The 16,247-nt window shown below is 46.2% G+C and carries 15 protein-coding genes, 2 tRNA genes and 2 pseudogenes; 2 read left to right on the top strand and 17 right to left on the bottom strand.

Features of this window, described 5'->3' with window-relative positions; translation table 11 throughout:
* The first annotated feature begins 485 nt into the window (after positions 1-485).
* The gene (locus ACI0FF_RS15870; protein WP_419797739.1) at positions 486-1,964 is read left to right on the top strand and encodes a hypothetical protein; all 1,479 of its coding nucleotides are present in this window, start codon (positions 486-488) and stop codon (positions 1,962-1,964) included.
* Here ACI0FF_RS15870 and ACI0FF_RS15865 read toward each other — a convergent pair.
* The 17 genes and pseudogenes from ACI0FF_RS15865 to dcd all read right to left on the bottom strand — a co-directional run bounded on the left by ACI0FF_RS15865 (position 1,961) and on the right by dcd (position 15,545).
* A complete protein-coding gene (locus ACI0FF_RS15865) occupies positions 1,961-3,019 on the bottom strand; it encodes a hypothetical protein (protein ID WP_419797738.1) in 1,059 nt (352 codons plus the stop codon). The two genes, ACI0FF_RS15870 and ACI0FF_RS15865, sit on opposite strands and share 4 nt — an antisense overlap.
* Positions 3,020-3,039: 20 nt before the next feature.
* Positions 3,040-3,408, bottom strand: a complete 369-nt coding sequence (locus ACI0FF_RS15860) for a hypothetical protein (protein WP_419799722.1) — start codon at positions 3,406-3,408, stop codon at positions 3,040-3,042.
* Positions 3,338-3,793, bottom strand: a complete 456-nt coding sequence (locus ACI0FF_RS15855; protein WP_419797737.1) for a DUF6538 domain-containing protein — start codon at positions 3,791-3,793, stop codon at positions 3,338-3,340. The genes ACI0FF_RS15860 and ACI0FF_RS15855 overlap by 71 nt, the downstream gene beginning before the upstream one ends.
* Before the next feature lie 64 nt (positions 3,794-3,857).
* Positions 3,858-3,933: transfer RNA gene (locus ACI0FF_RS15850), tRNA-Phe, on the bottom strand.
* A 131-nt stretch (positions 3,934-4,064) separates the two neighbouring features.
* Positions 4,065-4,265, bottom strand: coding sequence for a DNA gyrase inhibitor YacG (locus ACI0FF_RS15845; RefSeq protein WP_419797736.1), 201 nt, complete (start codon positions 4,263-4,265; stop codon positions 4,065-4,067).
* Between the two features lie 3 nt (positions 4,266-4,268).
* A complete protein-coding gene (locus ACI0FF_RS15840; protein ID WP_419797735.1) occupies positions 4,269-5,615 on the bottom strand; it encodes a ribonuclease E/G in 1,347 nt (448 codons plus the stop codon).
* A 4-nt stretch (positions 5,616-5,619) separates the two neighbouring features.
* Positions 5,620-6,198, bottom strand: coding sequence for a Maf family protein (locus ACI0FF_RS15835; protein WP_419797734.1), 579 nt, complete (start codon positions 6,196-6,198; stop codon positions 5,620-5,622).
* An 18-nt stretch (positions 6,199-6,216) separates the two neighbouring features.
* Positions 6,217-6,435, bottom strand: a complete 219-nt coding sequence (gene infA / locus ACI0FF_RS15830; RefSeq protein WP_135079527.1) for a translation initiation factor IF-1 — start codon at positions 6,433-6,435, stop codon at positions 6,217-6,219.
* A 116-nt stretch (positions 6,436-6,551) separates the two neighbouring features.
* Positions 6,552-8,006, bottom strand: coding sequence for a sensor domain-containing diguanylate cyclase (locus tag ACI0FF_RS15825; protein ID WP_419797733.1), 1,455 nt, complete (start codon positions 8,004-8,006; stop codon positions 6,552-6,554).
* Between the two features lie 97 nt (positions 8,007-8,103).
* Positions 8,104-8,550 carry a low molecular weight phosphatase family protein gene (locus ACI0FF_RS15820; protein ID WP_419797732.1) on the bottom strand — a complete coding sequence of 149 codons (447 nt, stop codon included), beginning with the start codon at positions 8,548-8,550 and terminating at the stop codon, positions 8,104-8,106.
* A 9-nt stretch (positions 8,551-8,559) separates the two neighbouring features.
* Positions 8,560-9,039, bottom strand: coding sequence for a UPF0262 family protein (locus ACI0FF_RS15815; protein WP_419797731.1), 480 nt, complete (start codon positions 9,037-9,039; stop codon positions 8,560-8,562).
* 119 nt (positions 9,040-9,158) lie between these two features.
* A pseudogene (locus ACI0FF_RS15810) lies at positions 9,159-9,515 on the bottom strand (hemerythrin domain-containing protein); the annotation flags it as partial.
* A gap of 255 nt (positions 9,516-9,770) precedes the next feature.
* A pseudogene (locus tag ACI0FF_RS15805) lies at positions 9,771-10,610 on the bottom strand (methyl-accepting chemotaxis protein); the annotation flags it as partial.
* Between the two features lie 1,107 nt (positions 10,611-11,717).
* Positions 11,718-13,016 (bottom strand): histidinol dehydrogenase, encoded by a 1,299-nt coding sequence (gene hisD, locus ACI0FF_RS15800; protein ID WP_419797730.1) that lies wholly within the window; start codon positions 13,014-13,016, stop codon positions 11,718-11,720.
* Positions 13,000-13,668 (bottom strand): ATP phosphoribosyltransferase, encoded by a 669-nt coding sequence (gene hisG, locus ACI0FF_RS15795; RefSeq protein WP_188664351.1) that lies wholly within the window; start codon positions 13,666-13,668, stop codon positions 13,000-13,002. Before hisG ends, hisD begins: the two co-directional genes overlap by 17 nt.
* Positions 13,669-13,685: 17 nt before the next feature.
* The gene (murA, locus tag ACI0FF_RS15790; RefSeq protein ID WP_419797729.1) at positions 13,686-14,981 is read right to left on the bottom strand and encodes a UDP-N-acetylglucosamine 1-carboxyvinyltransferase; all 1,296 of its coding nucleotides are present in this window, start codon (positions 14,979-14,981) and stop codon (positions 13,686-13,688) included.
* Positions 14,982-14,990: 9 nt separating this feature from the next.
* Complete coding sequence (gene dcd / locus ACI0FF_RS15785) at positions 14,991-15,545, bottom strand: dCTP deaminase (protein ID WP_419797728.1); 555 nt, start codon at positions 15,543-15,545, stop codon at positions 14,991-14,993.
* A 426-nt stretch (positions 15,546-15,971) separates the two neighbouring features.
* On the opposite strand from dcd, the gene ACI0FF_RS15780 reads away from it, so the two are divergent.
* Positions 15,972-16,046, top strand: a tRNA-Thr gene (locus tag ACI0FF_RS15780).
* Positions 16,047-16,247 lie beyond the last annotated feature (201 nt).

Raw genomic sequence — 16,247 nt, 5'->3', positions numbered from 1 at the left:
CTCAAAAATATGCAATTCACACTTAAGCGTGTAAACTTACTATAAAAGCACGCTATTTCAAGGTGTCTTTTCCAGCCCTTATAGTTTGCCGAAAAAGGATTAATGAAAAATGAGTTTTCCAAGAAAAAAATCCCTCTAGGTAACTATTCCCATTTTTTGTTACCTAGGATGTTACCTATGGGCAAAAACAAAAAAGACGCTTCAATGAGCGTCTTGCGTAACTATTTGATTTCTCTGTGAGAAAATGGTGCCCGGGGGCGGACTTGAACCACCGACACGCGGATTTTCAATACACTACTAATCGCTTAATTTAGTTAAAGTGGTAGTTAATACTTGATCGTCACAGTAATAAATATAACTGAAAATACAACATATTATATGAGTTTGTCAATCAATTGACGGGCGTTTGCGTATCGTGCATGATACGCGAGTTATGTTAGCCCAATGTTAGCCCATATGGTCTTTAAAAAAAGTGAGCGATTATAATGAACTTGAAACCGGGTGAAACCAAGAGCCTCCGAAAAGACGGAACTCTCAAAATAAAACTTCGCAAGGACCGTGTGGATACTTATGAGGCTCTAATAACCATTCCCATGGAATTAAGAACAAATCCAAGGAACCCATACAAGAAGGTCAACATTAAAACCGATGATTATGATCATGCTGTAAGTGAAGCCTTGGATGCCTATGGCAAAATCTATAAACGGATCAATGAAAACAAACCGCTTGAAAGCTTTACCTTTGCCGCTGCGGGTGCAACATGGTTAGTTGACCTGAAACAACGCACAGAAACTGTCGATAGGTTTGGCAAGCCATTGTTCAGTGATACCAGTTACAGAAATAATGAAGCTAACCTTGAACGATATCTGGTGCCATTTTTTGATGAACGCGGCATTGCTGTCGATGAAGTGACGCAGGATGACATTGATGAGTTTATCCTTTGGCGGCGTGACTATTATGTAACCGGACCGGGCAAGGATGAGGAATATATCGAGTTTGTCAAAAACGGTATTCTGTGCAAGCGACCGGCTCAGAAAAGTTCTGTTCCCGCCAAAGGGACTTTAGACAAAACAGCCATTACTTTTCGAAAGTTGCTTCGCTTTCATCGTATCCACGCCAATTTCGAATGGGACTGGAACCCATTGGATACTCAAGAAGCAGAACACGGTCAGGGAGCCTTTTTCAGTGAAGATGAAATGCACGAGGTGAAGCGAACGCTTTTGCAAAGAACCCGTGTTCGCAAGAATGAAAGAGGGAAGGAGATTGCCCCGCACACGAGATCGGCAACACCACATATCAGTTTTCAACGTCGTTTGATGCGGTATTTCTGTCTTTTTATGCTGCATACAGGGATTAGGCCGCAAGAAGCATATTGGCTTAAGTTTGAGCATCTCAAGAAGGATACCAGCGTTAAGGATGCCGACTACCCATATCTGATTGATGTTTTACGAACCAATAAAGGAATCAAGCACAGATCGCATACTCGGGAAGTTCAACCAATTGAAGGCTTGCACGGTATTATGAGTGGGTTAGTCAAACTCTACGTCGGACATGAAGACTTTTCTGGTTTTTCGGAAGATGGTGTAATGACCAAACGTGTTCCGGGTTACTTGGATGAAGGGGTTGAATTGGAAACCTCCTCATGGCTTTGGATGAACCCTGACGGTAGCCGTTTACAGAGTTTTGATAAACAATTCAATTCTTTCTTGGATGATTACAACCTCCTGAAAGACGCAGAAGGCCGGAACCGGAATATTTACAGTCTCCGCCACTTCTACGCGACTGACCGCATCTATAACAGCGTAGAATTGGCCTTCCTCGCCAAGAATATGGGAACAACTGAGGCCATGCTTAGAAAGCATTATGACCATGCCGTTGTGAAAGCCAACAAGGTTCAACGGCATCGGCTTTCCAAGAAGATCGTGGATGTCAGTGAGTTGCTGGGAATGAATAAGGAAACTTAGTCCGATGGGAGCCAAAATGCACCCTTACCCTTGGCATTGATCAGAATATTGCCCATCATCAGATCAAGGACCGAGACTCCTTCTTTACTTTCAATGAAGGCGTAACGGCCATTTCCATCAATTAATGCCTGCCCTTTTTCAGCAAAAGGGAGACGTTGGAAGCTATCATTTTCCTTGTTTTTTAAAAAGATGGGGAAGATAGCATGGAGACTGTCTCCCTCTTCTGTCAGGTGAAACAGATCAAAATTACAATCTTCGCAACTTACGAAGCCAGAAGTTGCTACATCACAGCCTTGATCGTTCAATGTTCCATCTGACAAGAGAGTGCAATTTGGAAGGGCGTAACTGTAGAAGGCTTTTTTCACTTTTTGCTCGACGTATCCATCGTGACAAACCCGCCCATCAAACAAGGTATCAAATGATGCACAATATTTTGATGCTTCAAGGTTTATATTGCTATGACCTTCCTCGTTCCAGAAAGGTTTAAGGACGGATAGGCCGGGTGTGTCCCCTGCTTCTGATTTGGTTGCCAGCGTGCGTTCAATAACCCATCTCTCTCCTTTTTGTTTGAACAATCGAACAACGGCATGCCAACCCCATTCTGGATTGGTCATAGTAGGAATGATATCTCCGTTGCTTAATCGTATTTTATCATCCTGAACTTGTTCCGTTTGAATGCTTACCCATGTTGCGATCCGAAGATGATGATCTGACGGATCACGCCATAAAGAGACAGGTTTTTCGTTTGCCAGCATTTGAGGGAGTGCGATTGGTTTGTCATTGAGCAGAGTGCCTGCTCCTGAAAAGCTGATAATCATATGTTGATCTATGACACGGATTTCCTTGCCGCCCTTTTCCCAATAGAGGGCAGCCGGTTCATTTTTAAACTTATGAATGGGCTGGGTGCTGGCATCTAATGGATTAAACCAAGTCCAAACAACTCCCCCATCTTTTTGAAAGAAGTAAGAAAGGAGAACGGGTTTTGCAGCTTCTGCTGATATGTAAAAAAACATTGAGCAAATTACAGCCGCAACCATCGAAAATAATTTTGCCATTCCCCAATTCCTTATTTTTATTAATACTCAAGATGCCAATGTGCACCGGTGCTGGCACCACCTTCATCCAGCACCCTGATGCCTTCGCCTTCCAGATAGCTTTTCACTTTGGATTTATGCTTATTCGGAATACTAACATCAATTGCGTGTCCTTCAAGGTGATTGGACACTTTATAGCCAGCTTCCAAGGCACCTTCGATGATATCTTCAAACTCATCTGATACTTCGGAGTGGGAGGCATTCGGGTTATTGGTTACCCATTCATCCATGTCGTTTATGTAATAGTGATTTGTATATGTGCTGAGAAAGTCATTGCGATCACGCATACGGCGACGAGCCATCAATTCGGCTTGACGTCTTACTGTTCGACCTCGACTGGTTACACGCATATTTGCCCCCGGATAAGGCTGTATCGTTTTTTAAGGCCTCCTCAGCAAACGCTAGGCTATTTTGGAGTGAGGTTATCTCCAAAGGCTTAAGACGGCCCTGAGCATCAATTTTGGCCTTCTTACGAGACAGGGCTTCTTTAAAAGCTGTCTTTAACGTCCGTCTGATTTCGTCGTATCTCATTCCGCTAGCCAATGCTTCCGAAGTCAAAATATCTGCCAGATAAGCAAGATAACGGCTTAATTGCAATGCTTTATGCGGCGTACGTGTTCGCAAAGATACTTTGATGTCTCTCCGTTTAGCATGTGGATGTATGCTACTTGGCAAAGGCCAACGGAAGTAAAAGACGTTGCAACGGGACTGTACTAGATATGATGGTACACGCATGATTGTTTCCCTAGTGCGTCTCACTATGGAATGCGTATATCTAAGTATTTGTTTTAAAAAGAAATGGTGCCCGGGGGCGGACTTGAACCACCGACACGCGGATTTTCAATCCGCTGCTCTACCGACTGAGCTACCCGGGCTTACCGTATGTTTCGCAGCGTCGGCTCTATGCTGCGTGGGAGGGGTTATAGAGCAGGGTTGCGCTTCTGTCTAGTGTCTTTTTCAAAAAAAATGCATCCATGTGACAGAAAAAAAACTTAACGCTGACAGCTTAGACGACATCCTCATCATCAAAGTTATTTTCTTCTTCTGATTCAATGCGGTATCCCTCATTTAACCATTGCCCCAAATCAACGTCAGCACAGCGTTTTGAACAAAACGGACGGTATTTGACATCGCTCTGCTTATTGCAATTAGGACAAAGGCCCGTTTTGGTCAGCGGTAAGGATTGCACTCTCATTTCATCAGTCATTTTTTACTCTTCAAGTTTGTAACTCAACGGTGGTAAATAATCATCCTGAACAGCGTCAACGCGATAGCCCAGACGTTCTTCCAACCAATCCAGACTGTCTTTTAGCGCTGGTCCACTCCATAATCTAAACAGGCGTGTACCCATTAAAATACGTTTACGCCCCCGTACATAAGCCAACTGTCGCACGAGGGCAAGTGCCGTGCTTAAGGGGTCGTTATACAGTTCATCCAAACCATAGTCCTTACGTGCCCGTGATAATTCCAGCAAACCCAGACGCGTAAATCCATGCAGATGGCAGCGTTTATCCTGTGTAAAAACGGTCTTGCAGGCTTCGAGCAAACGATTGCGTGCCTTTATTGATTTCAGGCGCACAAAATCGATATAGATTTGACCGCTGAGATTACGCAATTCCATTTGCTGATTTATTGCCTCCAGCGCTATTAGATTGAGCTGCAATCGATTGCCTTCATCATCATAATGATCTGTACGCGTGCCCATATTCACATCAATCGCAATCAGGGCTTTCGTACGTTCAATCACAATACTGCCGCCATCGGCCAAAGGAACTTCTGTGGCAAGCGCCTGTTCGATTTGTTCTTCAATTCCAAGGCGTTCAAACAAGGCTTGGCTATCACTATGAAGCTGTGCATTTGCATTCAATTTTTTCAGAGTGTGGAAAGCCTCCATGCCTTCAACGATGACTTCTTCAAAAGAAACAGAGGTGTAACGTTGCCAAACCTGTTCAATAAAGTCGGTTGGAGCATAAAGCAACACGGGATGCTTAGCGCGCAATTGCAGCATATCCAGCCAAGCGTGTTGCAACTGTTTTGCCTGTCCTAAAACCTGTTTGGCCGTTAAAGTCTGTGCACTGGTGCGCACAATCAGACCACAATCGGGGGTCAGTTCTTCTTGCAAGGCTTGTTGCATACGATGGCGTTGTTCCGTGTCTGTAAATTTGCGCGACACATTAATACCGGGATGAAGCGGCGTTAAAATGCAATCTGGGGCGTTGAGTTCAATCTTGGCGCTCAGCAACGCGCCTTTATCTTCGCTGGGTTCTTTTTTGACTTGAACGCACACATATTGCCCATGTTGAACCGCCTTGGCTATATCGTCACAGCCCAGAGACTTGGCAGGGAGAAAGCCATTTTGTTCACCGCCAAAATCGACAAAGGCTGCTTGCAGGCTGGGGACAACATTGACCACACGCCCCCAATAGATATTGCCGGCCTGCACGGGCGCATGTTGGCTAAGGCCTTTGCGTTCAATATGTAAGGAGACGAGATCGTCACCATTGAGGATTGCGATGCGGGTTTCTGCGGGGATTTGATCGATGGCCAATCTGTACATCGTCTTATCCTTTCACAGAACGATAGCCCAATCCATTCAAGATATTGTTGGTTTCATATAAGGATAAACCGACAACGTTGGTATAGGAACCAATGATTTTTTCAACAAAGGCCCCGCCACGCCCCTGAATGGCATAGGCACCGGCTTTGCCTTCCCACTCTCCACTGGCGATATAAGCGTCAATTTCTTCAACACTGAGTCGTTTGAACTTAACGGCTGTGTCAATCAGGCGCGTATGTGGGGTTCCCAGGGTATCAACAATACACAATCCCCCATAAACATGGTGACGTCGCCCTGATAAAAGAGAAAGATAACGTCGCGCTTCGTCTGCATCGGCGGCTTTAGGCAAACTGCGTCGTCCTACCCCGACAACGGTATCGGCCCCCAACACAAGGCTTCCCTCGTGATGAGTATAAACAGCCTGTGCTTTGCCCACGGCAAGACGCTGGGCAAGTTGACGGGGCAACTCGTTTTTTAATGGAGTTTCGTCGATATGGGCAGGTTCCACCTGATCAGCTGTAATGCCGATTTGAGCGAGAAGATCAACCCGTCGGGGCGAGGCGGAAGCCAAGACAAGACGCAATGTCTAAAACCCAAAATCTTATTTGAAACGGAAAGTAATGCGACCTTTGGTCAGATCGTAAGGTGTCATTTCAACTGTCACCTTGTCGCCTGCCAGAACGCGGATACGGTTCTTGCGCATTTTACCGGAAGTATGTGCGAGAATTTCGTGGTCGTTTTCCAGCTTTACACGAAACATAGCATTAGGGAGGAGTTCTGTTACAACGCCCTGAAATTCAATCATGTCCTCTTTGGCCACGGATATATCCTTTTAAATTATACTAGCTAGTTGGTGGGGAAAATGCTCAGGAATCCGGTTCAGGTCAAGACTTTTTTCTAAAACAGGTAGAGTTCTGTGATGAGGCGTGTTTGAATTCACACAGATGAAGCACGCATAACCGTATTACGTCCTGCATCTTTAGCCGCATATAACGCATGATCAACCCGTTTAATGACTTCCTGAGAATCTTCGTTGATGCCTTGCTCACCCACACCAAAGCTTGCGGTGACGGTGATGTTTTCACTATCTGCACGTACTGTCGAGGCAGCAATGGCACGACGTAGATCTTCTGCAATTGTGACAGCACGTTCCAGACTGCAATCGGGTAAGAGAATGAGGAACTCCTCTCCACCCCAGCGGAAAATACTATCGGAGTCGCGAAGGCGCTCTTTTAAAACAGAAGCAATTGTAACAATAACTTTATCACCCGCCCAATGCCCATAAGTGTCGTTAATGGATTTAAAATGGTCAATATCCATCATAACTAATGAAACAGGATGATTTTGTCGTTTGGATATGCGTTCCACCTGATCAAAAACCGCATCAAACATATGTCGGTTGGAAACGTTTGTCAGTTTGTCGTTCATGGCCATATCTTCCAGACGATTCTGGTAACGCGAGATGGTCACATGGGCAAGGCTGAGAATAATAACACAAATAACCAAGCTAACGACTAAGTTACTGACAAGATTATCAGTAATTTCACCTTCAACTGTTTTTTCTTCCTGTTCAACCAGTAAATACCATTGAAATTCAGGAACCAGACGTGCATTCAGGTGAACTGTTTTGCCATCGCGTTCATAACTATATGTTCCACTGGGCACAGCAAGGATTTTTGTGGCAATCTTTTCCAAACCCGGCGTATTGCGAATGGACCCGCCGCGATATTGCTCGGACGCCATCATAACCTGGCCTTGGCGATTAACAAACAAAACCCGGCGACCATAACGTTCCTGATAAATACGGATCAATTCCTGAACTTTATTAACGCTCAATCCAACACCGGTTGCCCCGATATAATTACCCGCATAATCAAAAACACGATAATTGATGAAAATTGTCATTTTGCCTGGATTTGCTGTATCTGCATCGACATTGACCTCGTATTCCTCTGTGCTATCACGGAAATGATAATACCATTTATCAATATCGTCTTGCGGGCTAAGCGTCTTCACCACCCCCGTCGGGTGATAATAACGTTTGGTCTTTTCAGACACAAAAAAGGCGGTCACGGCTTTATATTGTCGTTGAATTTCAGCAAGGTATCGCACTAAACGATGCGGTTCTTCTTCCCCCTGAATGGTCCAGTCGCGCACAAACGTGTCTTGCGCCATCAAAGATGAAATGAAGATCGGCTTGAGAAGATCATTTTGAATTTCAGAATAAATATTGTCACTTGTCAGCGGCAATGTCGTTTCGGAAATTTGTTTGGACAGCGAGTTATGAGCGGCAAAATAACTGGTCAGGCTTGTCACCATAAAGCCAAATACCATCAGGACGGCTAAAATCAGGATAAAGCGTAGTTTATTTTCTTTCATCAATCCGCTCAAATAAATTAACCCTGCTGCGTGTTATATCAAGGTCGCCTAATGATGTATAGAAAACTAAAAGAAAAGAGGCGAAACACAACCCTTGAGAGCTGAAACTCTAAATGTCCACCGCACCATGGCGGGGGAATGCCCTTTTTATTTGCATCATTAATTGATCGCGCACAGTGCGATATGCTTCAAGGCGCTGGTCTCGGCTGCCGGTTTCCAGGCTGGGATCAAACGTATTCCACAAGGTGACATCACAATCCATATAAGCTGCCATTTCCAAAGCATGGTGATGGGCTTCGGGCGATAAAGTTATAATGCGGTCATAAAAACTATCTTCGAGTTGATCAAATGTCTTCGGTTTGTGTTTGGACATATCGACACCGATTTCATCCATGACTTCCATAACAAAACCGTCAATTTCCTGCCCTAAGCGTACACCACAGGAATCGACATAGATCTGTCGACCATGCAGCAATTTCATAATCCCTTCCGCCATAGGGGAGCGAATGGCATTCATCGTGCAACAAAATAAAATGGCAGAAGGTAGCTCACTCACCCCTTATCCTCACTGGCGAATATGGAGAACACAGACAAGGGTAAAAAGGCGACGGGCTGTGTCATGGTCGACATGGACCTTTTCTTCCAACCGATCGCGCAAAATGGTTGATCCTTCGTTATGCAAACCGCGCCGCCCCATATCAATGGCTTCGATCTGAGCGGGGGAAGCCGTTTTAATGGCTTTGAAATAGCTGTCGCAAACCAGAAAGTAATCTTTGACGATTTTACGCACCGGCATCAAAGGGACTTTGATTTGCAAAAAATAATCCGTTTTGCCTTCCTTGGCGACATCCAGCACAAGACGTTTTCCGTCTTCAATCGACAATTTTACATCATAAGGGCCGATCTCATCACCAACCGGGGCAAAATAATTTTCCTCCAGCAAATCGAAAACGGCAACTTTGCGTTCATGCTCCACTTCCGGTTTCAGGCGGATACCGTCCAATTCTTCAATCTGAATATTGGCGATTTTTTGTAAATGATGCACCTTTATCCGTCCCCCTCAAAGACTTCTCTGCGTTAGAAAGGGTATAAAAGCATAAAGGCGCGCATTGCACAATCCGTCATATGCATCTCAGTTGAAACGCGCTGACACTTCAGATTTTTTTAGGCGGCTTCCAATTGAATAATGAAATCCGGACGTTCTTCTTTAAGATGCTGGGCAAAGTCTCGATCTTCTTTCGCCGTATGCTCACGCAGCCAACTGGCCAGCGTATCGAAGAAATCCAGACTAATGTCGTCCCCATCAGAATGTTGTTGTGCGATCTGGTTTAATCTTGCCATGATTTCGTTGTGTGCGGCACAATGCGCTTCGACTTGAGGATACTCCGCCTGACGCATTTCACTTTCTTCTTCCCTCAGATGTTCTTCAAACGAAATCAAGATACGGTTTAAAGAGGCATCCACCTCTTGCGCTGTAATGCCATCCAGCATACGGGCATGGTAATAGTTAATTTCCTGAAAAAACGTTTTATGATGATCATCTATTACTTTGATATCACATGAAAAATCATCACACCATGCAAGGAACTGTTTATTTTCGTTGCTGGCACGAATGTTTTCAAGGAACTTACCGACTTCTGCACGCAGGAATTCTGCCTGTTTTGAAAGCTCCTGAGATGACAGCGCGATTTCCTGTGCGGCCAACCCCGTCTCGCCGGAGGCTTGTTCCACCATTGTAATATTGTTCGCAACCATTTGCGTTCCCTGTGCGGCTTGTTCCACACTGCGGGCAATTTCAGCAGTGGCGGCAACCTGTTCTTCGATTGTACTGGCAACCGAATTGCTCAGTTTATCGGCCTCCCCAATACATTGGCTTATATTTTCCATTTCCCGTGCTGCACGTTGGGTCACGAGGTTAACTTGGCGAATTTGGTTCACGATCTCTTCGGTCGCATCTGCGGTTTGCTGCGCAAGCAGTTTTACCTCGCTTGCGACGACAGCAAAACCTTTCCCGGCTTCACCTGCGCGGGCAGATTCAATGGTGGCATTTAAGGCCAGCATATTGGTTTGATCTGCAATTTGGCTGATGAGTTCAGCAAAACTGGTAATGCGACCGACTTCATCCACCATTGAAATCACCGTTTCATGCGTTTCCTGTGCTTTATAGGCCGCATCTGCCGTCACACGGGCCGAGTTTTGCATATTGCGGCCAATCTCGCTATTTGCACTTGCCAGTTCTTCTGAGGCAGATGCGACAGTCTGTACATTGGCGGAGGCCTCTTCAGTAGCAACGGAAACGTTGGTGGCTTGTTCGCTCGTTTGCTTGGCGGTTTGGGCCATTTGTCCGGCAGAGGCTTGAAGTTGAGTCGCAGCAGAGGTCACAGCCTCAACAACTTTGCCGACGCTGCTTTCAAAAATGTCGGCCATTTGGATCATGGCAACACGGCGTTGGGCTTCGGCCTTAAGCTTATCTTCCTGTTGGCGTTTTTCCATCCGTTTAACTTCGGCTATTGCTTCTTTAAAATGTTGCACGGACGAAGCCATACCCCCTAATTCGTCACGATTTTCAGTATAAGGGACATGAACATTGAGATCATTGTTGGATAAGGCATGCATCACATTGGTCATGGCTTGAATCGGTTTGGCAATGGCACCGCCTAGCAGCCATGCAATAAGTAGCCCCAAAACAAAGGACGACAAGCCAACAATAATTAGTTCGCGTTCCCCCAGTTCGATATTGGCAAGGGTCTCGGACGAAATTCTGCTTTCATCTTCAGCAGCCATATTTTGTAATTTTTCTGCATCTTCGACAAGTTCACGGGCAAACCCCTGCATTTCACCATCAACAAGATGATGAATTTCCGAAGTTTCTTTGATAACCTGATTCAAAGTCTGTTCATAACTGGTCGCCAATTGGTCAATATGATCGGCCAGTTTCAAATCCTGTTCATTGCGTGCAACAGCACGCAGTTCTTTAACAGATTGATGAAGAAGTAGAAATTCTTCTCTTACCTTGTCCCCAACCGTTACATCTTTATTGCCAATTAACAGGTTGGAATAAAGCCGCGCCATGAACGTATGTTTTATTGCATTTTCGATATGGGCACGGATTTCATTTTTATTGTCGCCAATGATTTCTTTAAGAATACCATCAAGTTCCATCGACATTTGTAGACCTTTGGGCATCATGTCGTTACGAACGAGGTTACGGTATTCTACATCCAGTTTTTTTACAGCAACAAAGTCACTCATATACTTTTGAGCATCCACAAGCATTTCGTTAAGCAGGGCTTGGCGTTGCGTGTTTTGGGCACCGGATAGTGCACGTTTTAAGTCATCGACTAAAACCGTACCAATTTGTTCAACCTGCTCCCCTTCTTCTTTCTTCCCGGTGAGCGCATATTCACGGGCATGTGTTCGCAGTTTGAGAAAACGTGCTTCAATATGACTGGCTTCTGATGCTCCTTCAACAACATGGGCATATTCAACCACTTCATGTGCGACCGTCATAAATTGTTTATAGGCCAGCCCTGATGTTATAACCATAAGGGCAAGCACAACCATAAAGCTTAAGACAAGCTTGGTACGTAAGCGTATATGAGAAAACATTTTCCACTCCCTAGAACCGATCTCAATTAAGTCTGTATATAGGGGTGGTCGAATGCATTTAAAGGTTTAATAATATAAATTTCAGTTGATAGTCTCTCGTACTCTTTAACTTATTTATCTTTCCACATTCAAGCGGATCGCAACAGATAGTCCGTGTGCATCCAATCCTTCCTGTTTCGCCAATGTCACCGCTGCTGGTCCGATTTTATTCAGACTGGATGCATCACATTGGATCAGGCTATTGCGTTTCATGAAATTCAGGACACCCAAACCGGAAGAAAAACGTGCACTGCGCGCTGTCGGCAAAACATGGTTGGGACCGGCGATATAATCACCAATCGCTTCGGGGGTATAGCGCCCCATGAAGACCGCACCGGCATTGCGGATTTTACGTTCCAGTGCATCCGGGTTATCAATGGCAAGTTCCAGATGTTCCGGTGCAATCCGATCACACAAGGCAACCGCTTCATCCCAGTTTTGTACAACGATCAACGCGCCATGTTCTTCCCAGCTTTCGCTTGCAATATCGGCACGTGGCAGGGTTTCAAGATGCGTTTCAATGGCATCTTCAACTGCACGGGCATAATCTCCATCATCTGTAATCAAAATGGATTGCGCGGCTGTGTCGTGTTCGGCTTGCGATAACAAATCAGCCGCCATCCATGCCGGATCATTTTTATTGTCGGCAATCACCAAAATCTCACTCGGCCCGGCAATCATATCAATGCCAACCGTACCAAAGACTTGGCGTTTGGCTGCTGCAACAAAGGCATTACCCGGGCCAACAATAATATCAACCGGTTTAATGGTTTCGGTCCCATAAGCCAACGCGCCAACAGCCTGTGCGCCACCGATACGGTAAATTTCATCCACACCGGATAAACGGGCCGCCGCCATCACCAATGGATTAACAATCCCGTCCGGCGTCGGCACAACCATAACTAGACGGTCCACCCCGGCAACCTTGGCCGGAATGGCATTCATCAAAACCGATGATGGATAAGCTGCCGTGCCACCCGGCACATATAAACCAGCCGCTTGAACCGGTTTCCAACGATATCCAAGACGCACACCGGCTTCATCGGTGTAATCCAGATCTTCGGGTAATTGTTTGGCATGGAAGGCCTTGATCCGGTCTGAGGCAACTTTCAATGCAGCCAGTGCATCTTCCGGCACCTTGGCAATTTCACGGTCCATTTCTTCGGCACCGATCGCCAAATCACCAACCGAAATATTCATCCGGTCAAATTTGTTGGTATATTCAACGACCGCTTCATCACCGCGTTTTTTTACATCAACCAGAATATCTTCAACGATCTTGTTGACATCGGGTGCTTCTTCGCGCTTGGCAGACAAAAGTGCGGTGAATTGGGTTTCAAAATCAGCTTGTTTGGTTTCAAGACGAAACGTCATTGACGGCCTCGCGGAATTTTTCAATCAGGTCGGTGATCTCTTCAGATCGGGTTTTCAGGGCTGTTCGGTTGACAGCCAGACGCGATGTAATTTCGCAAATCTGTTCAACTTCGACCAGCCCGTTGGCTTTCAAGGTTGACCCGGTTGAAACCAGATCAACAATACGGGAACACAGCCCCATATTGGGCGCCAGTTCCATTGCACCATTTAGCTTGATACATTCTGCCTGCACACCCCTTTGCGCAAAATATTTGCTGGTGATGTTTGGGTATTTGGTGGCGACACGTACATGCGACCAACGGCTAGGATCATCATCATCTGATAAATCCTTGGGTTCAGCCACACAAATACGGCAATAACCGATTCCTAAATCCAGTGGGGCATAAATTTCAGGATAATCAAATTCCAGCAGAACATCCCCACCGCAGACACCAATTTGTGCCGCCCCAAATGCCACAAAAGTTGCCACATCAAAGCTGCGCACACGCACGATTTCGATATGTGAATGGTTGGTCGCAAATTTCAGGGCGCGAGATTTGGAATCAAAAAAGGCGGCTTCCGGCTCGATCCCGCATTTTTGAACCAGGGGCATCACTTCATCGAGAATTCGGCCTTTAGGCAGGGCAATAACCAGTTTTTCTTGTTCAGACATGGCTTTCAATTTCCAAATTATTCGGCGGGAGCGCCTTTTTCACGTTCAATGATCGCACCACACGCCGACAGCTTTTGTTCAAGGGCTTCATAACCACGATCCAAATGATAGACCCGGTTCACGATTGTTTCCCCTTCGGCGGCTAAACCCGCCAGCACCAAAGACATGGACGCCCTCAAATCAGTTGCCATAACCGGCGCACCGGACAGTTTGTTGACACCACGCACAATGGCAGATCGGCCATGCACATTAATGTCGGCACCCATCCGGTTAAGTTCAGGCACATGCATAAACCGATTTTCAAAAATCGACTCGGTGATCATGGATGCCCCATCGGACACCGCCATCATCACCATAAATTGCGCTTGCATATCGGTGGGGAAAGCCGGGAAAGGTTCCGTCATGACATCCACGCCACGGATTGGGCCATCGCACCAGACACGAACCCCACCGTCAACTTCTTCAAAATTAACACCGCATTTTTTCATCACTTCAGCCACGGATTCAATCAAATCCATGCGCGTCCCAAGCAAGGTTAAATCCCCGCCTGTAACAGCCGCTGCCACAGCATAAGATCCCGTTTCAATCCGGTCTGGTAGAACGGAATATTTTGCAGCATGTAGTTTTTCAACCCCTTGAACGCGTAAGGTATCGCTTCCAATACCTTGAATCTGCGCCCCCATTGCAACAAGGCAATTGGCAAGGTCGGTAATTTCCGGTTCACGTGCACAGTTGGACAGGACCGTTTCGCCCTTTGCCAAGGTCGCCGCCATCAAAAGATTCTCGGTCGCGCCAACGGACACCATCGGGAACGTAATATGTGCCCCATGCAGCCCATCCGGCGCATGCGCGACAATATAACCTTCTTTCAGTTCAATCTTTGCACCCATCTGTTCTAATGCACCCAGATGCACATCAACCGGGCGTGTCCCAATGGCACAGCCCCCGGGCAAAGAGACTTTGCCTTTGCCATAACGCGCTAACAAAGGACCAAGAACCAGAACAGAAGCCCGCATCTTGCGTACCACTTCATAAGGCGCAACGGTTTTCCCCACATCATGGGCGGTCAGTTCAAACACACGACCGACATGTCCGCCATTGGGGGCATGTCCATTCATACCGACTTCGACACCAAGTTCCGCCAGTAAATGCGTCATGGTCGTAATATCGACCAGATGCGGCAGGTTTGACAGCGTCAGCGTTTCTTCACTCAATAAAGAAGCTGCCATCAAGGGGAGGGCTGCGTTTTTCGCGCCGCCAATTTGAATGGACCCTCGCAAACGTTGACCGCCGCGAATGTGAATTCTGTCCATGAGATATCCTTAAAGTTTAGGCAGGGTCACACCGCGTTGACCCATATATTTTCCAGCACGGTCTGCATAAGAGGTTTCACACACTTCATCAGCTTTCAAAAAGATGAATTGGCAGGCGCCTTCATTGGCATAAATTTTGGCTGGCAACGGAGTTGTATTTGAAAATTCCAGCGTCACATGACCTTCCCATTCTGGTTCCAGCGGGGTGACGTTGACGATAATGCCACAACGGGCATATGTGGATTTGCCAAGACAAATGACCAAAGTATCGCGCGGGATACGGAAATATTCCACCGTATGACCCAATGCAAAACTGTTCGGCGGGATAATGACATAATCCTGATCGCGGGTAACAAAACAGCTATCATCGAAAGATTTGGGATCAACCGTCGCAGAATCAACATTGCTGAAGATTTTGAAATCGCTGGCAACACGGGCATCATAGCCATATGAAGACAGCCCGTAAGAAATAACGCCATCGCGGTTTAATCCGTCCACAAACGGTTCAATCATACCGTCTTTGAGCGCGCGTTCACGTATCCACTTGTCGGGCAGTACAGCCATCGCAGGAATTCTCCCAAAAAATAACGAAAAAATACTGCCTGTTCTTATAGGAAAGAGCCGGGAGTCTCAAGCGCATAAATAAAAGAATCCCTTCTCAAGGGGAAAAGACCGCTCTGACGGCAAAAAACAGCAAAACCGCAAGCTGATTCTCAGCTCTCGTCCTTTTGGGCTTGGTCCGTTTGTGTGCGCGCCCGGCTTTGACTTTTTCGACGCCGCAGATTCGCCCGCAAAGCCTCGGCAAGCCGTTCCTGCTTCTTCTGTTTTTCGTCCTGTTTCGGGGGCGTTATATTTCTGTTATCTTCACTCATAACCGAATTGGTGCCTTATCCATTGGAACAGGTCAAGCAAAAGTACCTTTTTGTTAAAAAAGAACTTGAACGGAACGAATGCCTATGCGATAAGCCCGCCCACGCAAGAGCGTATATTGCTGATGTAGCTCAGTGGTAGAGCACTCCCTTGGTAAGGGAGAGGTCGGTAGTTCAATCCTACTCATCAGCACCATCGAACCCCGCAGAGCCTAAAGCTTTCGGGGTTCTTCCATTTCCGCTATATTTTGATTTGTCCGCGGAATGTCCGGATTATCCACCCGGACAAAAGAAAAACGTCGCCTCAGCATCACCCAAAAACGACGTTTTCCAAAACCAAATTCTTTATCAAAAAGAACGCTTTAATATAAACCATTGCCTCATAAAAAGCAATGCA

Origin of the sequence: Terasakiella sp. 4MB5A (assembly GCF_050058155.1) — a bacterium.
GTDB lineage: Bacteria > Pseudomonadota > Alphaproteobacteria > Rhodospirillales > Terasakiellaceae > Terasakiella > Terasakiella halodenitrificans.
This window is presented reverse-complemented; position numbering and strand designations above follow the sequence as displayed.